The sequence below is a fragment of the Verticiella sediminum genome (assembly GCF_007558815.1).
Lineage (GTDB): Bacteria > Pseudomonadota > Gammaproteobacteria > Burkholderiales > Burkholderiaceae_B > Verticiella > Verticiella sediminum.
In genome coordinates, this window is sequence record NZ_VLTJ01000003.1 from 39,184 (window position 1) to 53,039 (window position 13,856).

Genomic DNA, 13,856 nt, shown 5'->3' on the forward strand with positions numbered 1-13,856 from the left:
GGATGAGCTGAGTCGAACGAGACCGCGACGAGGGACAATCGCCGAGGAGGGCAGACCTATGTGCAGCGCCGAGAATGCCAGTCGCGCCGCGCGCCACGCCGCGCTACGCGGCGGCGGGCTCGACCGTTACCCAGTATCGCGAGCGGTGCCGGATGCGAACCGGCAGTGCGCGCTGCACGGCATCCAGGGCGCGATCGGTGTCGCTCAGGGGGAAGGCCCCGGAAATCCGCAGTTCGGCCACGGCCGGGTCGCAGCCCAGGTAGCCCGGCCGGTAGCGCGATAGCTGTTGGAGCAGGCGGACGAGCGGCCAGGCATCGACGATCAGCAGGCCGCGCATCCAGGCATCGTCGGACGGTGCCAGGGGCCGAGGCGGCGCCACGTGCCGGGCATCGAAACGGCACTGCCAGCCCGCGGCCAGCGGCACCCTGCGAGAAGCCGCGCCCGCCGGATGGATCTGCACGGCATGCTCGAACACGCTCACCTTCGTCTCCTCGTTCCCCACGTCCACCGCGAAGCGGGTGCCGAGGGCCCGCAGCCGGCCGTGCGGTGTATCGATCACGAAAGGACGGGCCGGCACATGGGGATCGGCCGCCGTGCGGATCATCACCCGCCCCTCCCGCAGCCGCAGGGCACGTTCAGCCGGGCCGTAGCGCACGTCCAGCGCGCTGCGGGTATCGAGCATGAGCCGCGAGCCATCCGCCATCACGATCGATCGCTGCTCGCCCGTGCCGGTGCGCACGTCCGCGCTCCATTCGCGCCAGGACACCAGGCGCGAGCCCGCCCAGCCGCCGCCCGCCAGCGTGGCGACCAGCAGCAGGCGCCGGCGCATCTGGCGCCGGCCGTCCCGCGTAGCGGCGGTGCGCAGGGTGTGCGCCGATAGCTCGGCAGGCACTGCGTTCAGCTCGCCGCGCAGGCGCTCCACCAGCCGCCAGGCCCAGGCATGGATCGGATGCTCGTCGAGCCACCGCTGATGGGCATGGATGTCTTCCGGGCGCACGCCTTCGTCGCACAGGCGCACGTGCCACCGGGCGGCGGCGCGGATCGCCTCGCGCCTGGCATCGTCGAGGGCCGGCGCGGCGCTCACGAAAGGCCGGTGCCCGCGGCATCGTCGGCCAGCATGACGAGCAGCGCATGCTCGGTGGCACGGGCCATGTACTTCTTCACGGAACTCACGGTGACGCCCAGACGCTGGGCGATCTGCGCATAGGGCATGCCCTCGAACTGCGAAAGCAGGAAGGCCTGGCGCACCTTGTCGCCCAGTCCGGCCAGCATCGCGTCCAGGCGATGCAGCGTCTGCAGGATCGCGGCGCACTCCTCGGCGGACGGCATGACGGCCTCGGGCAATTGCGCCAGAGTCTCCAGCCACGCCTGTTCCAGGCGCTTGCGCCGCAGATGGTCGATTGCGGCGCGCTGCGCCAGCGTCGCCAGGTAGCTGCGCGGTTCGCGCAGGCCGCCGATGATGGCGTCGTGGCCCGGGGTGCGCAGCAGCCGCACGAAGGTGTCGTGCGCCAGATCGGCCGCTTCGTGCGGGCATCCCAGCCGCCGGCGAAGCCAGTCGCGCAGCCAGCCCGCATGGTTCCCATAGAGCGCCGCAAGACGGGACGAGGCAAGGGCGGTGGGAGCGGACATGGCGATGCAGGGCCGTGGATTCAAGAATGGTTCTTATTATTATTTATGTATGCACCGGTGAATGCAAGGAACGGGCGTTGCCGCGCCGGCTTTGGCCGCAGGGGCGGGCACCGTCTATAGTCGAGGGCTTCTTCGCCACCCACGCCCCACACAGGTCCCACCCCATGATCGGACGCCTCACCGGAACCCTGCTCGAAAAATCCCCGCCCATGGTGTGCATCGACGTGCAGGGGGTGGGCTACGAGGTGGACGTGCCCATGAGCACGCTCTATGCGCTGCCCGAGGTCGGGGCCCGGGCCACGCTGCTCACCCACCTGGTGGTGCGCGAGGACGCCCACGTGCTGTACGGCTTTGCCAGCGCGGCCGAGCGCGCGGCGTTTCGCCAGCTCATCCGCATCAGCGGCGTGGGCGCGCGCATCGCGCTCGCGGTGCTGTCCGGCATGACCGTGACCGAGCTGTCGCAGGCCGTCACCCTGCAGGAGGCCGGCCGGCTCACCCGCATTCCGGGCATCGGCAAGAAGACCGCCGAGCGGCTGCTGCTCGAGCTGCGCGGCAAGCTCGGCGCGGACCTCGGCCTGTCGGCCAACGCCCCCAGCGATGCCCAGGCCGACATCCTCAACGCCCTCACCGCCCTGGGCTATTCCGAGAAGGAATCCCTGGCCGCCCTCAAGAGCGTACCCGCAGGCGCCGCGGTGGCCGAGGGCATCAAGCTGGCGCTCAAAGCGCTCGCGCGCTGAGGCGAAGGCGGGGCCGGCCGACTCCCGCACCACGGCCCCGCGAAGCGCCGAAGCATTCTCGAACCTCGCATGCGCGCTGCGGCGCCTTGACTTTTCGCACCTGTAGTTTCTATAGTCTTAACTATGGGAACTTTGAAGACCGATTCGCTGGCCCACAGCAATCAGCCGCTCTATCAGCAGCTCGCCACGGTATTTCGCCGCAAGATCGAAAGCGGCGAGTGGGCGGCCGGCATGCGCCTGCCCAGCCTGGATGCGCTGTGCGCCGAACTCGGCTGCGGGCGCGTCACGGTGCGCAGTGCGCTGGCCGGGCTGGAGGCCGACGGGCTCATCAGCCGGGCCCGCGGCCAGGGCACCTTCGTGCGCGAGCGCAAGCAGCCGGGCTTTTCCCACATCAATCTGGTCTATACCTGGCGCGATCTGGTCGAGTTCGGCCGCCACAGCGAGCTCGAGGCCGTCACCGACACCAGCGCGGTGCCGCTGGAGCTGCCGGCCTGGTGCTCCACCGAGGGCATCGTGGCCGAGCGCTACCAGCGCATGGAGCGCATCTACCTGCGCCAGGGCGTGCGCGTGTGCTTCAGCCTGGTCTACATCGCCTCGGACATCTACGAGCGCTATGCCGATCGTTTCCAGCACAGCGCCATCGCCACGGCGGTGGGCGAGACGCCCGAACTCGCCATCGGCCAGGCCCTGCAGAAAGTGATGATCAGCTCGGCGGGCGACGATACCGCCAGCCACCTGCACATCCCCGTCGGCTCCCCCATCGCGGAGGTGATCCGCCGTGTCTACGCACCGGATCACCGCCTCATCTATTGGTCGCGCGTGCATTTTCCCGGGCAGTACGTCCACATGGACTTCGACCTGCTGCACCCGCGCACCAACGACTCTGCCCCGCAAGCCTAGCGCTGCGCGGGTTCCCTGCCTCTCCTGCATAACGACATCCACGAGACACCCATGACTGCACGCTTTCTTCGCACCGCCCGCCGCTGGTTCGCCGCCCTCGGACTCGCCGCCGCGGCCGCAACCCCGGCGCTGGCCGCCTACCCCAGCCAGCCGATCACCCTGTTCGTGCCCTACGGTGCCGGCGGCACCACCGACCAGCTCGCCCGCGCGCTCGGCGAAGCCCTGGGCAAGCGCCTGGGCCAGACGGTGGTGGTCGACAACAAGCCCGGCGCCAACGGCACCATGGGCGTGATGCAGCTCAAGCGCGCCCGGCCCGACGGCTACACGCTGTCGATCATCCCCATGGGCGTGTTCCGCCAGCCCTACCTGCAGCAGGGCGGCGTGTCCTACGATCCGCTCAAGGACGTGACCTACATCTCGCAGGTGGCGGCCTACGGCTACGCCATCGCGGTGCTCGCGGACGCCAAGTGGAAGACCATCGACGAGCTGGTCGCCGACGCCAAGGCCCGCCCCGGGGAGATCAACTACGGCACGTCGGGTCTGTTCACCAGCAACCACCTGGCGATGGCAGAACTCGCACGCGCCACCGGCGCCGAGATGACCCACGTGCCGTTCAAGGGCGATGCCGAAGCGCTCTCGGCCCTCATGGGCAAGCACATCCAGGTGGTGTCCTCGACCAACACCGTGCTGCCCTTCGTGCAGTCCGGCCAGATGCGCGTGCTCGCCACCGCCGGCGCCACACGTCCCAAGGATTTCGCCGACGCGCCCACGCTCCAGGAGGCCGGCTACCCGGTCGTCATGCTCTCGCCCATCGGCATCGGCGGCCCGGCCGGCCTGCCCGATGACATCGTGGCCAAGCTCGACGGCGCCATTGCCGACGCGCTGCGCGATCCGGCGTTCCAGGAGATGGTGGCGCGCTTCGGCCTGGAACTGGCCTACGCCGACCACGCCACCTACGACGCCTGGGCGCGCCAGACCGTGGCGGACGAAAAGACCATCATCGAACGCCTCGCCAAGGAGATCCCGTGAGCCCCAGCCCCGCCCTCGCCCTGCCCTTTGCCGCCCAGCCGCTGGGCGCGGGCACGCTGGACCCTGCCCGCAGCCGCATCGCCGTGCTGGGCGCCGGCGTGATGGGCCCTGGCATCGCCCTCACCTTCGCAGAACACGGGTTCGAGGTGGACCTGTGCGAGACCACTCACTCCGCCATCGACCGCGGCATGGCCTCGCTGGAGGATGCCCTGCGCCTGAAGGAGGAGGCCGGCCTGATCCCGTCGGACCTGGCCAACGCCACCTTCGAGCGCGTGCGCCCGCACGTGGGCAGCGAGGCCGCGCTGGCGTCCGCGCGCCTGGTGATCGAGGCCGTCACCGAGAACGCCGACGTCAAGCGCGCGGTGTACGCGCAGATCAGCCAGCTCGCCGCGCCGGATACCATCGTCTGGAGCAACACCTCCACCATGAACGTGTTCGCGCTGGCCGACGAGGCCCTGCGCACGCGCCTGCTGGTCGCGCACTGGTTCGCGCCGCCGCACATTCTGCCGCTGGTCGAGGTGGTCGGCGAGCCGGCCACCCTGCCCGGCCTGGTGGATCAGACGCTGGCCGCCCTGCGCGGCCTGGGCAAGGCGCCGGTACGCCTGAACAAGTTCGTGCCCGGCTTCGTCATCAACCGCCTGCAGCGCGCACTGGGCAGGGAGGCGTTCTACCTGCTCGACGAAGGCGTCATCAGTGCCGAAGACCTGGACGTGGCCGTGCGCACCAGCCTGTCGCCGCGCATGCAGCTACTCGGCCTGATGCAGCGGTATGACTACACCGGCCTCACGCTGAGCCTGCGCAATCTCGCCGACCCGGCCATGACCGACGCCCCGCTCGATACGCAGCCGGCCGCCCTGGTCGAGCGCGTCGAACGCGGCGAGCTGGGCGTGAGCAGCGGCAAGGGCTTCTACGACTACCACGGCCGCTCGCTGATCGAGCTGCAGCGCGAGCGCGACGAAAAGCTCTGGCGCATCATGCGCTCGCTGGGTGATTTCGCCCAGGACCCGAAACCCATCTGACCCTCGCGCTCCCGCACCGCCGCCAGCGGGCGCGAGCAGCGAACGCCTGCGCCACGATGCACGCCGCCCGGCACACCCGGCGCGGCGCCAGCCTGCGCGCCCTCAGGAGATTGCCATGGCCCAGCCGCCCCTGCACCGCATGCCCACCGCGTTCGGCCCGACCCCCGGTCCGCGCCGAACGCCGGGCCCCGAGGTGCGCTACGACGACGCCCGCAGCCCGCTGCGAACCTCCGCCTACGCCATCTTCCAGACGGATGCGCACGCCCTGGCCGACCTGCGGCTGCCCGCCGGCGTCACCCTGCGCGGCCCCGCCCTGCTCGCCCTGGAATACACCTTCCTCGAAGAGATCGACTGGCTCGCCGGCCGCGGCTACAACATGCTGTCCGTGCGCGTGCCGGTGCGCTGCACACCGGCCGCGGCCGCCCCCATCGACGGCTGGTTCCAGCCCGTGATCTGGGAGAACCTGGCCGATCCCATCATCAGCGGGCGCGAAGAACTCGGCTGGAACAAGATCTACGCCGAACTGCCGCCCGCCCGCATCCAGGGCCCGCGCTGGGAACTGTGCGCCTCCTGGCAGGGTTACCGCTTCCTGGACATCGCGCTCGACGGCCTGGCCGACAGCGAGACGCCGCTGCCCGCCACCGGCCCGGTGCTGCATCACAAGTACGTTCCAGCCACCCAGGCCTGGGGCGAGGCCGACGTGGACTATCTCACCATGACCCCGGCCGGCGGCTCACCGGCACGCCTGCTCTCGCACCGCGTCGCGGCCAGCGCCAGCGCGGCCTTTGCCCGGCCGCGCTGGGAGGACATGCCGACCCAGAGCCATATCGTCAATGGCCTGGCAGCCTTGCCCTTGGGCGAGCTGCACAGCGCGGGCGTCTACGTGACGCGCGGCGGCAAGGATTTGTCGGATCAAAAGCGCCTGCTCCCCGCCGCCTGACCGTGGCCGAAAGCCGATCGGCGCGGTAGGCGCGCGCGGCAAGCCGCATGCAGCCATTGCCAGCATGCCGCAAGCCCAATAGAATGCGAGTCATTCTTATTATCAGTACTGTGGCAGCGTGTCATCGCCTGCCGAGTCTACGCATGCCCGTATTCCCAGAACCCGTGCCCGGCGCATGCCGAGCCCCTGCGGCCGTCGCGGTCCGCCCGCGTGCGCGCACCCTGCCCACGCGCCTGACCTCGCAGTCGGAGCCCCCCGCATGATCCGTCTGGCGCGCTTTCCGTTCGGCGTCGTCTCGCGCATCGTCGCCGCCGTCCTCGGCGGGTATGCGCTCGCGGCCCTGTCCAGCGTGGCGGCCGTGCGCCTGCCCATGCCCGTGGGCGAAGCCGTGCTCACCGGCATGCTGGCGAGCTTTCTCGTCTATGCCTGCGCGGTGATCTGGGTATTCGCCGTGCGCAGCGCCACCCGGGCATGGGCGGGCCTGGTCGTGGCGGCGATTCCCCTGCTCGTCCTTGCCTGGCCCGTCTGGCATTGAATCCATGAAGACCGCTCGTTCCGCCGCCAAGGCCAAGCCGCCCGGCATCCGCCAGACCATGTCCGACCTGCACATCTGGGTGGGCCTGCTGGCCGGCTGGATTCTCTATGCCATGTTCCTCACCGGCACGGTGAGCTACTTCAAGGACGAGATCAGCCAGTGGATGCGGCCGGAAGTGACGGCGCCCGCGACGCCGCTGCCCGCGCCCGAGATTGCGCAGCGCATGGTCGACACCATGGCGCGCATCGCCCTGGACAGCTCGCAATGGAGCATCGGCCTGCCGCACCCCCGCCGTCCGACGGCGGACGTCTTCTGGCGCACCGGCAACCCCGGCCAGGGCGGTCGCGGCTTCCAGAGCGCCACGTTCGACGGCATGACCGCCGAGCCGCTCGAAGGCCTGCGCGACACCGACGGCGGCGAGTTCTTCTACCGCTTTCACTTCCAGTTGCACTACATGTCCCCGTTCTGGGGGCGCTGGATCGCCGGCCTGTGCGCGATGTTCATGCTGGTGGCGATCATCAGCGGGGTGATCACGCACAAGAAGATCTTCATCGACTTCTTCACCTTCCGCTGGGGCAAGGGGCAGCGCTCCTGGCTGGACGCGCACAACGCGGTCTCGGTGTTCGGTCTGCCGTTCCACGCGATGATCACCTATACCGGGCTGGTCACGCTGATGCTGATGTACATGCCCTGGGGCTCCGACGCCGCGCTGCGCGATCCTGGCGCCCGCCAGGCCGCGTTCAGCGAGATGAGCGCCTTCGTGCCCGCCGGCAAGCCCGTCGGCCAGCCGACGCCGCTCACCTCGGTGGCCGACGTGGTTCGGCAGGCGCAGGCGCATTGGGGCGGGGCTCCCGTGGCGCGGGTCCTCGTCAACAACCCCGGCGACGCCAGCGCGCGCATCGTCGTCTCGCAAGGCGAGCGCAGCCGTGTCTCCTACAGCCCGCACTACATCGTGTTCGACGGGGTGAGCGGCGCCATGCTGCAGGCCAAGGACAGCGTGAGCGGGGCGGCCGAGACGCGCGGCGTGCTGTACGGGCTGCATCTCGGGCGCTTCGCCGACCTGGTCTCGCGCTGGCTGTATTTCATCGTCAGCCTGGCCGGCACGGCGATGGTGGGCACGGGCCTGGTGCTCTGGGTCACCAAACGCCGGCAGAGACTCGCCGCCGGCGAGCGTGCCCACCTCGGCATCCGCATCGTCGAGCGCCTGAACGTCGCCACCATCGCCGGGCTCTCGCTCGCCATGACCGGCATGCTGTGGGCGAACCGTCTGCTGCCGCCGGGCATGGCCGAACGCGCTGCCTGGGAGATTCACGTCTTTTTCATGGTCTGGGGCGCGGCGCTGCTGTACAGCCTCGCGCGTCCGGTCAAGCGCGCCTGGATCGAACTGCTCTGGGCCAGCGCGGGCCTGCTCGCGCTGACGCCCGTGCTCAACGCCCTCACCACCTCGCGCGGGCTGCCGGGCAGCCTGCTGGCCGGCGACTGGACCTTCGCGGTGTTCGACCTGATGCTGCTCGCCTTCGCCGTGCTGCATGCCGCGATCGCCCGGCGCGTGACCCGCCACAAGCCGTCGGCCAAGCCGGCCCGGCGCAAGCCTGCCGCGGACGCCGCCCGCGACACCCTGGAGCGCCCGGCATGACGCACCTCGTTCTGCTCCTGCTGTGCATCGCCGCCTTCGCCTGCCTGGCACTGGCCATGGAACGCCACCAGTGCGACCGGTTCGGCCATGCGCTCACGCACGGCCAGACCCGCGTCCTGCGCGCGGCCGGCTGGCTGCTGCTCGTCGTGGCGCTGTGGCTGTCCATCGCGGCGATGGGCACCAGCTTCGGGCTGGTCGCCTACTCCGGCCACACCAGCCTGGCAGCCGGTCTCGTCTTTCTGGCACTGCTCGCGCTCGAGCGGCGCACTGCCGCCCGTCAACCACGCCGCCGCTGAGCGGCCCGACTCTCAAGGCTATCCATGACCCTCTGGAAAACCACGCTCGTCTCCGGCGCCATCGCGCTGCTTGCCGCTTGCTCGCCGCAGGGCGGCAACCAGCCCGCGGCCGCGGCTGCCGGCAACACGCCGGACGCTGCGGCCACCGCCCCGGCGGCGCAGGCCCAGGTGACCCGCCAGACCATCGCGCCCGGCCTGTACGAACTGGCCTACAGCCCGCGGCTGGATGCGGTTTTCGTGGCGTCTTCGGGCGGCTTCGGCGATCAGGCCGCGCCCAGCAAGATCCTGCGCCTGAACCCGCAGACACTCGCCGTCGAGGCCGAGATCCCGCTCGAGCGCAAGGCCTTCGGCGTCACCCTGGACGATGCCAACGGCCGCCTGTATGTGGGCAACACCGTGGACACCTCCGTCACCGTGCTCGATGTCGATGCCGGCCAGGTGCTCGGCGTGATCCAGTTGATGGAGAAGGTGACCCGCCCGGACGGCAAGACGGGCTATAGCCACGACCTGCGCGAACTGCGCCTGGACCCGGCCAGCCAGCGCCTGTACGTCACCGGCCACTCCGGCGAAGGCAGCGTGCTGTTCGTGGTCGACACCGCCAGCCTGAAGCTCGTCGACACCATCCCCGGCCTGGGCGAGGCCAAGGCGCCCGGACTGCACGTGGACCCGGCCACCAAGCGCGTGTACGCCAGCAACCTGCTCGGCGAGCTGCTGGTCATCGATCCCGCGCAGCGCGCGGTGGTGCAGCGCGTGCAGACCACCGCCGAGCAGCCCATGAACATCGACATGGACCCATCCGGACAGCGCCTCTTCGTGACCGACCAGGGCCTGCAGATGATCCGCAGCTTCCAGGAAAAGTCGATCCCCGGCTTCGCGTCGAAGCACCCGGGCAACCGCGTGCTCGTCTTGGACGCCGTCAGCGGCCAGGAACTGGCCAGCATCCCGACCGACGCCGGCCCCCTGGGCCTGATCGTCGACGCGCAGCGCAAGCGCCTGCACGTCACCAACCGCGAAGCCGGCACGGTGAGCACCTTCGACACCGACACCTACCAGCGCCTGGGCACGGTGGAGCTGCCGGCGCACCCGAACAGCCTGGCCCTGGACGCGCAGCGCAACGTGCTGTACGTGAGCATCAAGGCGGATAAGGACGAAGGCCGTGCCGCGCCCGAGAGCGTGGCGCGCATCGCGCTGCCGCAGTAACGCGCTGCGCGCGCCGAGGGGGGCATGATCGCCGCGACCGGCCCGTCGCCCGGGTCGGTTCGCTCAGGAAGGGCGGCGCGGCCTGGCTACATGAGCCGGATGTCGCGCTCGCGCACCAGCTTGCCCCAGCGCTCCGTCTCCTGGTCCAGGAACTGGCGGAATTCCTCAGGCGTACCCCCGCCCGGGCTCGCGCCGATGGCTTGCAGCCGGGGCTGCAGCTCGGGCGCGCGCACCGCCGCCGTGATGTCCGCGGCCAGACTGTCCAGCACCTCCGGCGGCGTGCCGCCCGTGGCGAAGATGCCGTACCAGGCGGACGCCTCGAAGCCGGCCAGGCCCTGCTCGGCCACGGTCGGCACCTCGGGCAGCCAGGGCAGGCGCTCGGCCGACGTCACGCCCAGCGGCACGACACGCCCGGACTCGATGTGCTGCAGCACGCCGTTGTCGAACATGATCTGGATGCGCCCGGACAGCAAGTCCTGGTGCGCCGGCGCGCTGCCCTTGTACGGGACGTGCGTGAGTTCCACCCCGGCCATGCTCGAGAACAGCTCGCCCGACAGGTGCGTGGAGGTCGCCACCCCGGTCGACGCGAACGACAAGGCGCCCGGCTCGGCCTTGGCGCGGGCGATCAGCTCGGGCACGTTCCTGATGCCGGCATCGGGTGCGGCGACCAGCACGTTGGAGATGGTGGTGAGCACGGTGACCGGCGCGAGATCGCGCGCCGAATCGTAGGGCAGCGAGTCCATCAGGAGCGGGTTGAGCGCGAACGGCATCGCGGTCAGCAGCAAGGTGTGCCCGTCCGGTTCGGCCATGGCCACCACGTTGGTGGCGATCACGGTGTTGCCGCCGGGCCGGTTCTCCACGATCACCGGCTGCTGCCATTGCTCGGACAGGCGCTGGCCGACCAGGCGGGCCTGGATATCGGTGGCGCCGCCGGGCGGATAGGCCACGATCAGGCGCACCGGCTTGGTGGGCCAGTCCGCGGCTTGCGCCGGCGCGGCCGCCAGGACCGGCAGGCACAGCGCAGCCACGGCCGCACAGAGGAGCTTTCTGCGGTGGATGGACATGGTTTGTCTCGTCCTTCTTTGTTTGAGGAATTGGCGTGCCGGCGGGCTCAACGCGAAGAAGCCGCCAGCCAGGCACGGATGGGCGCCAGCCATGGACCGGGGTCGTACAGCAATGCCTGGTGGCCGTAGCGTGTGACGACCACCGAGGCGTGGGCGGGCAAAGGATCGGGCGGCGGGAACAAGGCATCGGAAGAGGCGTACAGCAGATGCGTATCCGCCGGGCAATGCGCCAGGCCGAAACCGATAGCTGCTGCGCGCAGCCGCCACAGGGCCTGCGCGCTGAACTGCCCGGCCCAGCGACGGATGTTCCGCAGTTCGCGGGCCAACGCGGCCTCGCCCTGGTCCGCGGCCCATTCGCATAGCCCCGAGCGCATCAGCACGGCATGGCGAAACTCGGCGCGCCGGTCGGCATCGGCCAGGGCCCGCAGCGCCGCCAGTTCCTCGGGCGCGCCGCGCCCCCGGGTGGCCGTGCACAGGCCGAGCACCCGGTCGACACGCTGCGGGAAGTCGGCCTTCAACTGCTGCGCGACATATCCGCCGAAGGAATAGCCGATCGCGCCGGCCAGCCGAGGAATGCCCAGTCGTTCGAGCAGGACGTCGATGCCTTGGGCCATGCCGCGCACGGACGCATGGCTGTCTTGCGCGCCTTCCCAGCCCGAGCCGTAGGCCGAGCCCGGCAGGTTCACGGTGATCACCTGAGCCCGGTCGGTATCCAGCACCCGCCCCGGTCCGACCCACGCCGAGGCCCAGCCCGCGTCGGCGGCATCGTCACAGGGCGCCAGGGCATGGTGGCTCCCGGCATAGCCGTGCAGGAGCAGGTAGGCCGGCGCATCGCACGGCCCGCACCGCGTGTAGGCCAGACGCAGGGTCACGGCCGTCCCGTCGGCCAGGCGAAAGTCCTCCACGTGGGCTTCGGCGGCGAATACCGCAGGCCCCTCGGCCGTACAGGATGGGCGTGCCGTGGACATGGCCGCGTCAGATCGGCCGCTCGCCGCGCACCGTGGTGCGGTACAGCGTGCGGTACTGGCCGGCGGGCAGGTCACGGGTGGTCGCGCTGTGCATGGTGGAACGGTTGTCCCACATCACCACGTCGCCGTTGCTCCAGTGGAAGTCGTAGCGGAATCGCGGCTGGATGGTGTGCTCGAACAGGAAGTCCAGGATGTCGTCGCTCTCTTCGGCGGGCAAGCCGACGATCTCGGCGGTCATGCCCTTGTGCGCGAAGATGGACTTGCGGCCCGTGTCCGGATTGGTGCGGATCAGCGGATGCACCACGTCGGGTGTGCTCGCCTTCTGGTCGGCGGTGAGGCTGACGTTCGTGCTCTGGCCGTCCGTCGTCTGCTTGCGGCGGTAGCGGTGCACCGCGCGCAGGCCGTGCAGGCGTTCTTTCCACTGCGCGGACAGCGCCTCGTAGGCCGCCTCCATGTCCACGAAGAGCGTGTCGCCGCCTTCGGGCGGAATCTCCAGCGCGTTGAGGATGGTGGCCTTGGCCGGCTGTTCGCGGAACGCGAAGTCCGAATGCCAGTACGAGCCGCCGTCGGCTATGCCCATCGGCTGGCCGTCCACGACGCGGTTGGAGAGCCGGAAGATCTCCGGATGCTCCGGATGGTTGTACTGCGCCAGCACGTGCACCTCCAGCGGCCCGAAACGCCGGCTGAAGGCGATCTGCGCTGCGGCGGGCAGCGACTGGTTCTTGAAGCACACCAGCTTGTGATCGACGAACAGGCGATGCAGATGCTCGAACTCGTCGGCGGGCAGTTCGCGCGCCAGATCGATGCCGTGGATCGCGATGCCGAAGCTGTCCGAAAGGGGTTCAACCTGCATGAGCCTAGCCTCCGTTATTTTGCGAACAATAGTTCGCTAATTGATATGGCTGCCATCCTATCGACGATCCGGGTAGTCTGTCAAACGATTGATCCCGAACGCGTACCAACCCTGGAGAAAGCATGCCAAGCAAGGTTGCGGCGAGCCCCGCCGGCAGCGAAAAAAACAGCGAATTCCTCGACACCCTGGCCAACGGCCTGAGGCTGATGGAAGCCTTCGACGAACAGCGGCGCAGCATGACGATCCAGTCCGCCGCCGAGCTGCTGCGGATCACCCGCCCGGCTTCGCGCCGGATCCTGTTGACGCTGGCCGAGCTGGGCTACCTGCACCAGGACGAACGCCAGTTCGCGCTGGCGCCCAAGGCCATCGAACTGGGCTATCGCTATTTCCGCTCGCTCGGTCTGGCCGCAGCGGTTCGGCCCCACCTGCAGACGCTGTCGCGCGAGCTGGGCGCGGGCGCCGCTATCGGCATGCTGGCGGGCACCGACGTGCTGTTCGTCGAACGCGTGGAGGCCGATCGGCCGATCAAGCTGGACCTGCGCGCGGGCGATCGCCTGCCTGCCTACGCACACTCGCTGGGCAGGGCGCTCCTGGCCCTGCTGCCCGAGGAGCGCCTGGCGGCCCACCTGCCCACCGGCACCTTCAGCAAGCTGTCGCCGCACACCGTGACCGAGCGCAAGAAGCTGCTGAAGGAACTCGAACGTGTCCGCGAACGCGGCTGGAGCTTCGTCAACTCCGAACTGGTCGCCGGCCTTTTCGGCGTCGCCATTGCCCTGCCCAGCGCAGCGGGCCCGGCGGTCCTCGGTTTGAACGTGACGTCGATCGGCGAACCCTGGAGCACGGCGCAGCTCGAGCAACGCATCGTGCCCCGACTGCGCGCCTGGGCCGAGCAAATGCGGCCGATCACCGACACCCTGGTCTGAACGCGGGCATTCATGAGACGAGCCGGCGCAATGATGAAAGTCTTTCGATTCTCACGTTCGGGCCTGCTGCCTACAATGCGCGATGCCCGAGCGGCCGCCGGCGCCTTCCCGCGCAGCGGCTCGCGCC

Annotated in this window: 15 protein-coding genes; 10 read left to right on the forward strand and 5 right to left on the reverse strand. The window is 69.9% G+C overall.

The genetic code is table 11. The annotated features are described in order from the left end of the window. Positions 1-103 precede the first annotated feature (103 nt). Entirely contained in the window at positions 104-1,084 is a 981-nt protein-coding gene (locus FOZ76_RS01550) for a FecR domain-containing protein (protein WP_143946364.1), read from the reverse strand. Next, positions 1,081-1,629, reverse strand: a complete 549-nt coding sequence (locus FOZ76_RS01555; protein ID WP_143946365.1) for a sigma-70 family RNA polymerase sigma factor — start codon at positions 1,627-1,629, stop codon at positions 1,081-1,083. Before FOZ76_RS01555 ends, FOZ76_RS01550 begins: the two co-directional genes overlap by 4 nt. A 164-nt stretch (positions 1,630-1,793) precedes the next feature. On the opposite strand from FOZ76_RS01555, the gene ruvA reads away from it, so the two are divergent. From ruvA to FOZ76_RS01600, 9 genes are all read left to right on the forward strand, one after another. Continuing rightward, the gene (gene ruvA, locus FOZ76_RS01560; protein WP_143946366.1) at positions 1,794-2,366 is read left to right on the forward strand and encodes a Holliday junction branch migration protein RuvA; all 573 of its coding nucleotides are present in this window, start codon (positions 1,794-1,796) and stop codon (positions 2,364-2,366) included. Positions 2,367-2,489: 123 nt separating this feature from the next. After that, entirely contained in the window at positions 2,490-3,266 is a 777-nt protein-coding gene (locus FOZ76_RS01565; RefSeq protein WP_143946367.1) for a GntR family transcriptional regulator, read from the forward strand. 51 nt (positions 3,267-3,317) lie between these two features. Further along, a complete protein-coding gene (locus tag FOZ76_RS01570) occupies positions 3,318-4,295 on the forward strand; it encodes a tripartite tricarboxylate transporter substrate binding protein (protein ID WP_143946368.1) in 978 nt (325 codons plus the stop codon). Continuing rightward, positions 4,292-5,314 (forward strand): 3-hydroxyacyl-CoA dehydrogenase family protein, encoded by a 1,023-nt coding sequence (locus FOZ76_RS01575; RefSeq protein ID WP_143946369.1) that lies wholly within the window; start codon positions 4,292-4,294, stop codon positions 5,312-5,314. Before FOZ76_RS01570 ends, FOZ76_RS01575 begins: the two co-directional genes overlap by 4 nt. A 115-nt stretch (positions 5,315-5,429) precedes the next feature. Next, on the forward strand, positions 5,430-6,254 hold the full coding sequence (locus tag FOZ76_RS01580; protein WP_143946370.1) for an acetoacetate decarboxylase family protein: 825 nt from the start codon (positions 5,430-5,432) through the stop codon (positions 6,252-6,254). A gap of 259 nt (positions 6,255-6,513) precedes the next feature. Then, positions 6,514-6,789, forward strand: a complete 276-nt coding sequence (locus FOZ76_RS01585; protein ID WP_211365934.1) for a DUF3649 domain-containing protein — start codon at positions 6,514-6,516, stop codon at positions 6,787-6,789. Between the two features lie 4 nt (positions 6,790-6,793). After that, positions 6,794-8,425, forward strand: a complete 1,632-nt coding sequence (locus tag FOZ76_RS01590; RefSeq protein ID WP_143946372.1) for a PepSY-associated TM helix domain-containing protein — start codon at positions 6,794-6,796, stop codon at positions 8,423-8,425. Beyond that, a complete protein-coding gene (locus FOZ76_RS01595; RefSeq protein WP_143946373.1) occupies positions 8,422-8,721 on the forward strand; it encodes a DUF3325 domain-containing protein in 300 nt (99 codons plus the stop codon). The genes FOZ76_RS01590 and FOZ76_RS01595 overlap by 4 nt, the downstream gene beginning before the upstream one ends. A 24-nt stretch (positions 8,722-8,745) precedes the next feature. Next, on the forward strand, positions 8,746-9,921 hold the full coding sequence (locus FOZ76_RS01600) for a YncE family protein (RefSeq protein WP_143946374.1): 1,176 nt from the start codon (positions 8,746-8,748) through the stop codon (positions 9,919-9,921). An 86-nt stretch (positions 9,922-10,007) separates the two neighbouring features. On the opposite strand, the gene FOZ76_RS01605 is transcribed toward FOZ76_RS01600, so the two are convergent. Genes FOZ76_RS01605 through FOZ76_RS01615 form a run of 3 tightly spaced genes read right to left on the reverse strand, consistent with a single transcriptional unit; the run spans position 10,008 to position 12,806 of the window. After that, the gene (locus tag FOZ76_RS01605; RefSeq protein ID WP_143946375.1) at positions 10,008-10,985 is read right to left on the reverse strand and encodes a Bug family tripartite tricarboxylate transporter substrate binding protein; all 978 of its coding nucleotides are present in this window, start codon (positions 10,983-10,985) and stop codon (positions 10,008-10,010) included. 47 nt (positions 10,986-11,032) lie between these two features. Continuing rightward, positions 11,033-11,953 (reverse strand): alpha/beta fold hydrolase, encoded by a 921-nt coding sequence (locus tag FOZ76_RS01610; RefSeq protein ID WP_143946376.1) that lies wholly within the window; start codon positions 11,951-11,953, stop codon positions 11,033-11,035. A 7-nt stretch (positions 11,954-11,960) separates the two neighbouring features. Next, positions 11,961-12,806: a TauD/TfdA dioxygenase family protein gene (locus tag FOZ76_RS01615; protein ID WP_143946377.1), complete on the reverse strand. Its 846-nt coding sequence runs from the start codon at positions 12,804-12,806 to the stop codon at positions 11,961-11,963. A gap of 122 nt (positions 12,807-12,928) precedes the next feature. Between FOZ76_RS01615 and FOZ76_RS01620 the strand changes: the two genes are divergently transcribed. After that, positions 12,929-13,729 (forward strand): IclR family transcriptional regulator domain-containing protein, encoded by an 801-nt coding sequence (locus tag FOZ76_RS01620; protein ID WP_143946378.1) that lies wholly within the window; start codon positions 12,929-12,931, stop codon positions 13,727-13,729. The last annotated feature ends 127 nt before the right edge of the window (positions 13,730-13,856 follow it).

What these genes read in the sequence shown, in the direction of transcription:
- FOZ76_RS01555 (WP_143946365.1), bottom strand. Translation starts at nt 1,629, where the DNA reads ATGTCCGCTCCCACCGCCCTTGCCTCGTCCCGTCTTGCGGCGCTCTAT.
- ruvA (WP_143946366.1), top strand. Translation starts at nt 1,794, where the DNA reads ATGATCGGACGCCTCACCGGAACCCTGCTCGAAAAATCCCCGCCCATG.
- FOZ76_RS01565 (WP_143946367.1), top strand. Translation starts at nt 2,490, where the DNA reads ATGGGAACTTTGAAGACCGATTCGCTGGCCCACAGCAATCAGCCGCTC.
- FOZ76_RS01570 (WP_143946368.1), top strand. Translation starts at nt 3,318, where the DNA reads ATGACTGCACGCTTTCTTCGCACCGCCCGCCGCTGGTTCGCCGCCCTC.
- FOZ76_RS01580 (WP_143946370.1), top strand. Translation starts at nt 5,430, where the DNA reads ATGGCCCAGCCGCCCCTGCACCGCATGCCCACCGCGTTCGGCCCGACC.
- FOZ76_RS01585 (WP_211365934.1), top strand. Translation starts at nt 6,514, where the DNA reads ATGATCCGTCTGGCGCGCTTTCCGTTCGGCGTCGTCTCGCGCATCGTC.
- FOZ76_RS01590 (WP_143946372.1), top strand. Translation starts at nt 6,794, where the DNA reads ATGAAGACCGCTCGTTCCGCCGCCAAGGCCAAGCCGCCCGGCATCCGC.
- FOZ76_RS01595 (WP_143946373.1), top strand. Translation starts at nt 8,422, where the DNA reads ATGACGCACCTCGTTCTGCTCCTGCTGTGCATCGCCGCCTTCGCCTGC.
- FOZ76_RS01600 (WP_143946374.1), top strand. Translation starts at nt 8,746, where the DNA reads ATGACCCTCTGGAAAACCACGCTCGTCTCCGGCGCCATCGCGCTGCTT.
- FOZ76_RS01605 (WP_143946375.1), bottom strand. Translation starts at nt 10,985, where the DNA reads ATGTCCATCCACCGCAGAAAGCTCCTCTGTGCGGCCGTGGCTGCGCTG.
- FOZ76_RS01610 (WP_143946376.1), bottom strand. Translation starts at nt 11,953, where the DNA reads ATGTCCACGGCACGCCCATCCTGTACGGCCGAGGGGCCTGCGGTATTC.
- FOZ76_RS01615 (WP_143946377.1), bottom strand. Translation starts at nt 12,806, where the DNA reads ATGCAGGTTGAACCCCTTTCGGACAGCTTCGGCATCGCGATCCACGGC.
- FOZ76_RS01620 (WP_143946378.1), top strand. Translation starts at nt 12,929, where the DNA reads ATGCCAAGCAAGGTTGCGGCGAGCCCCGCCGGCAGCGAAAAAAACAGC.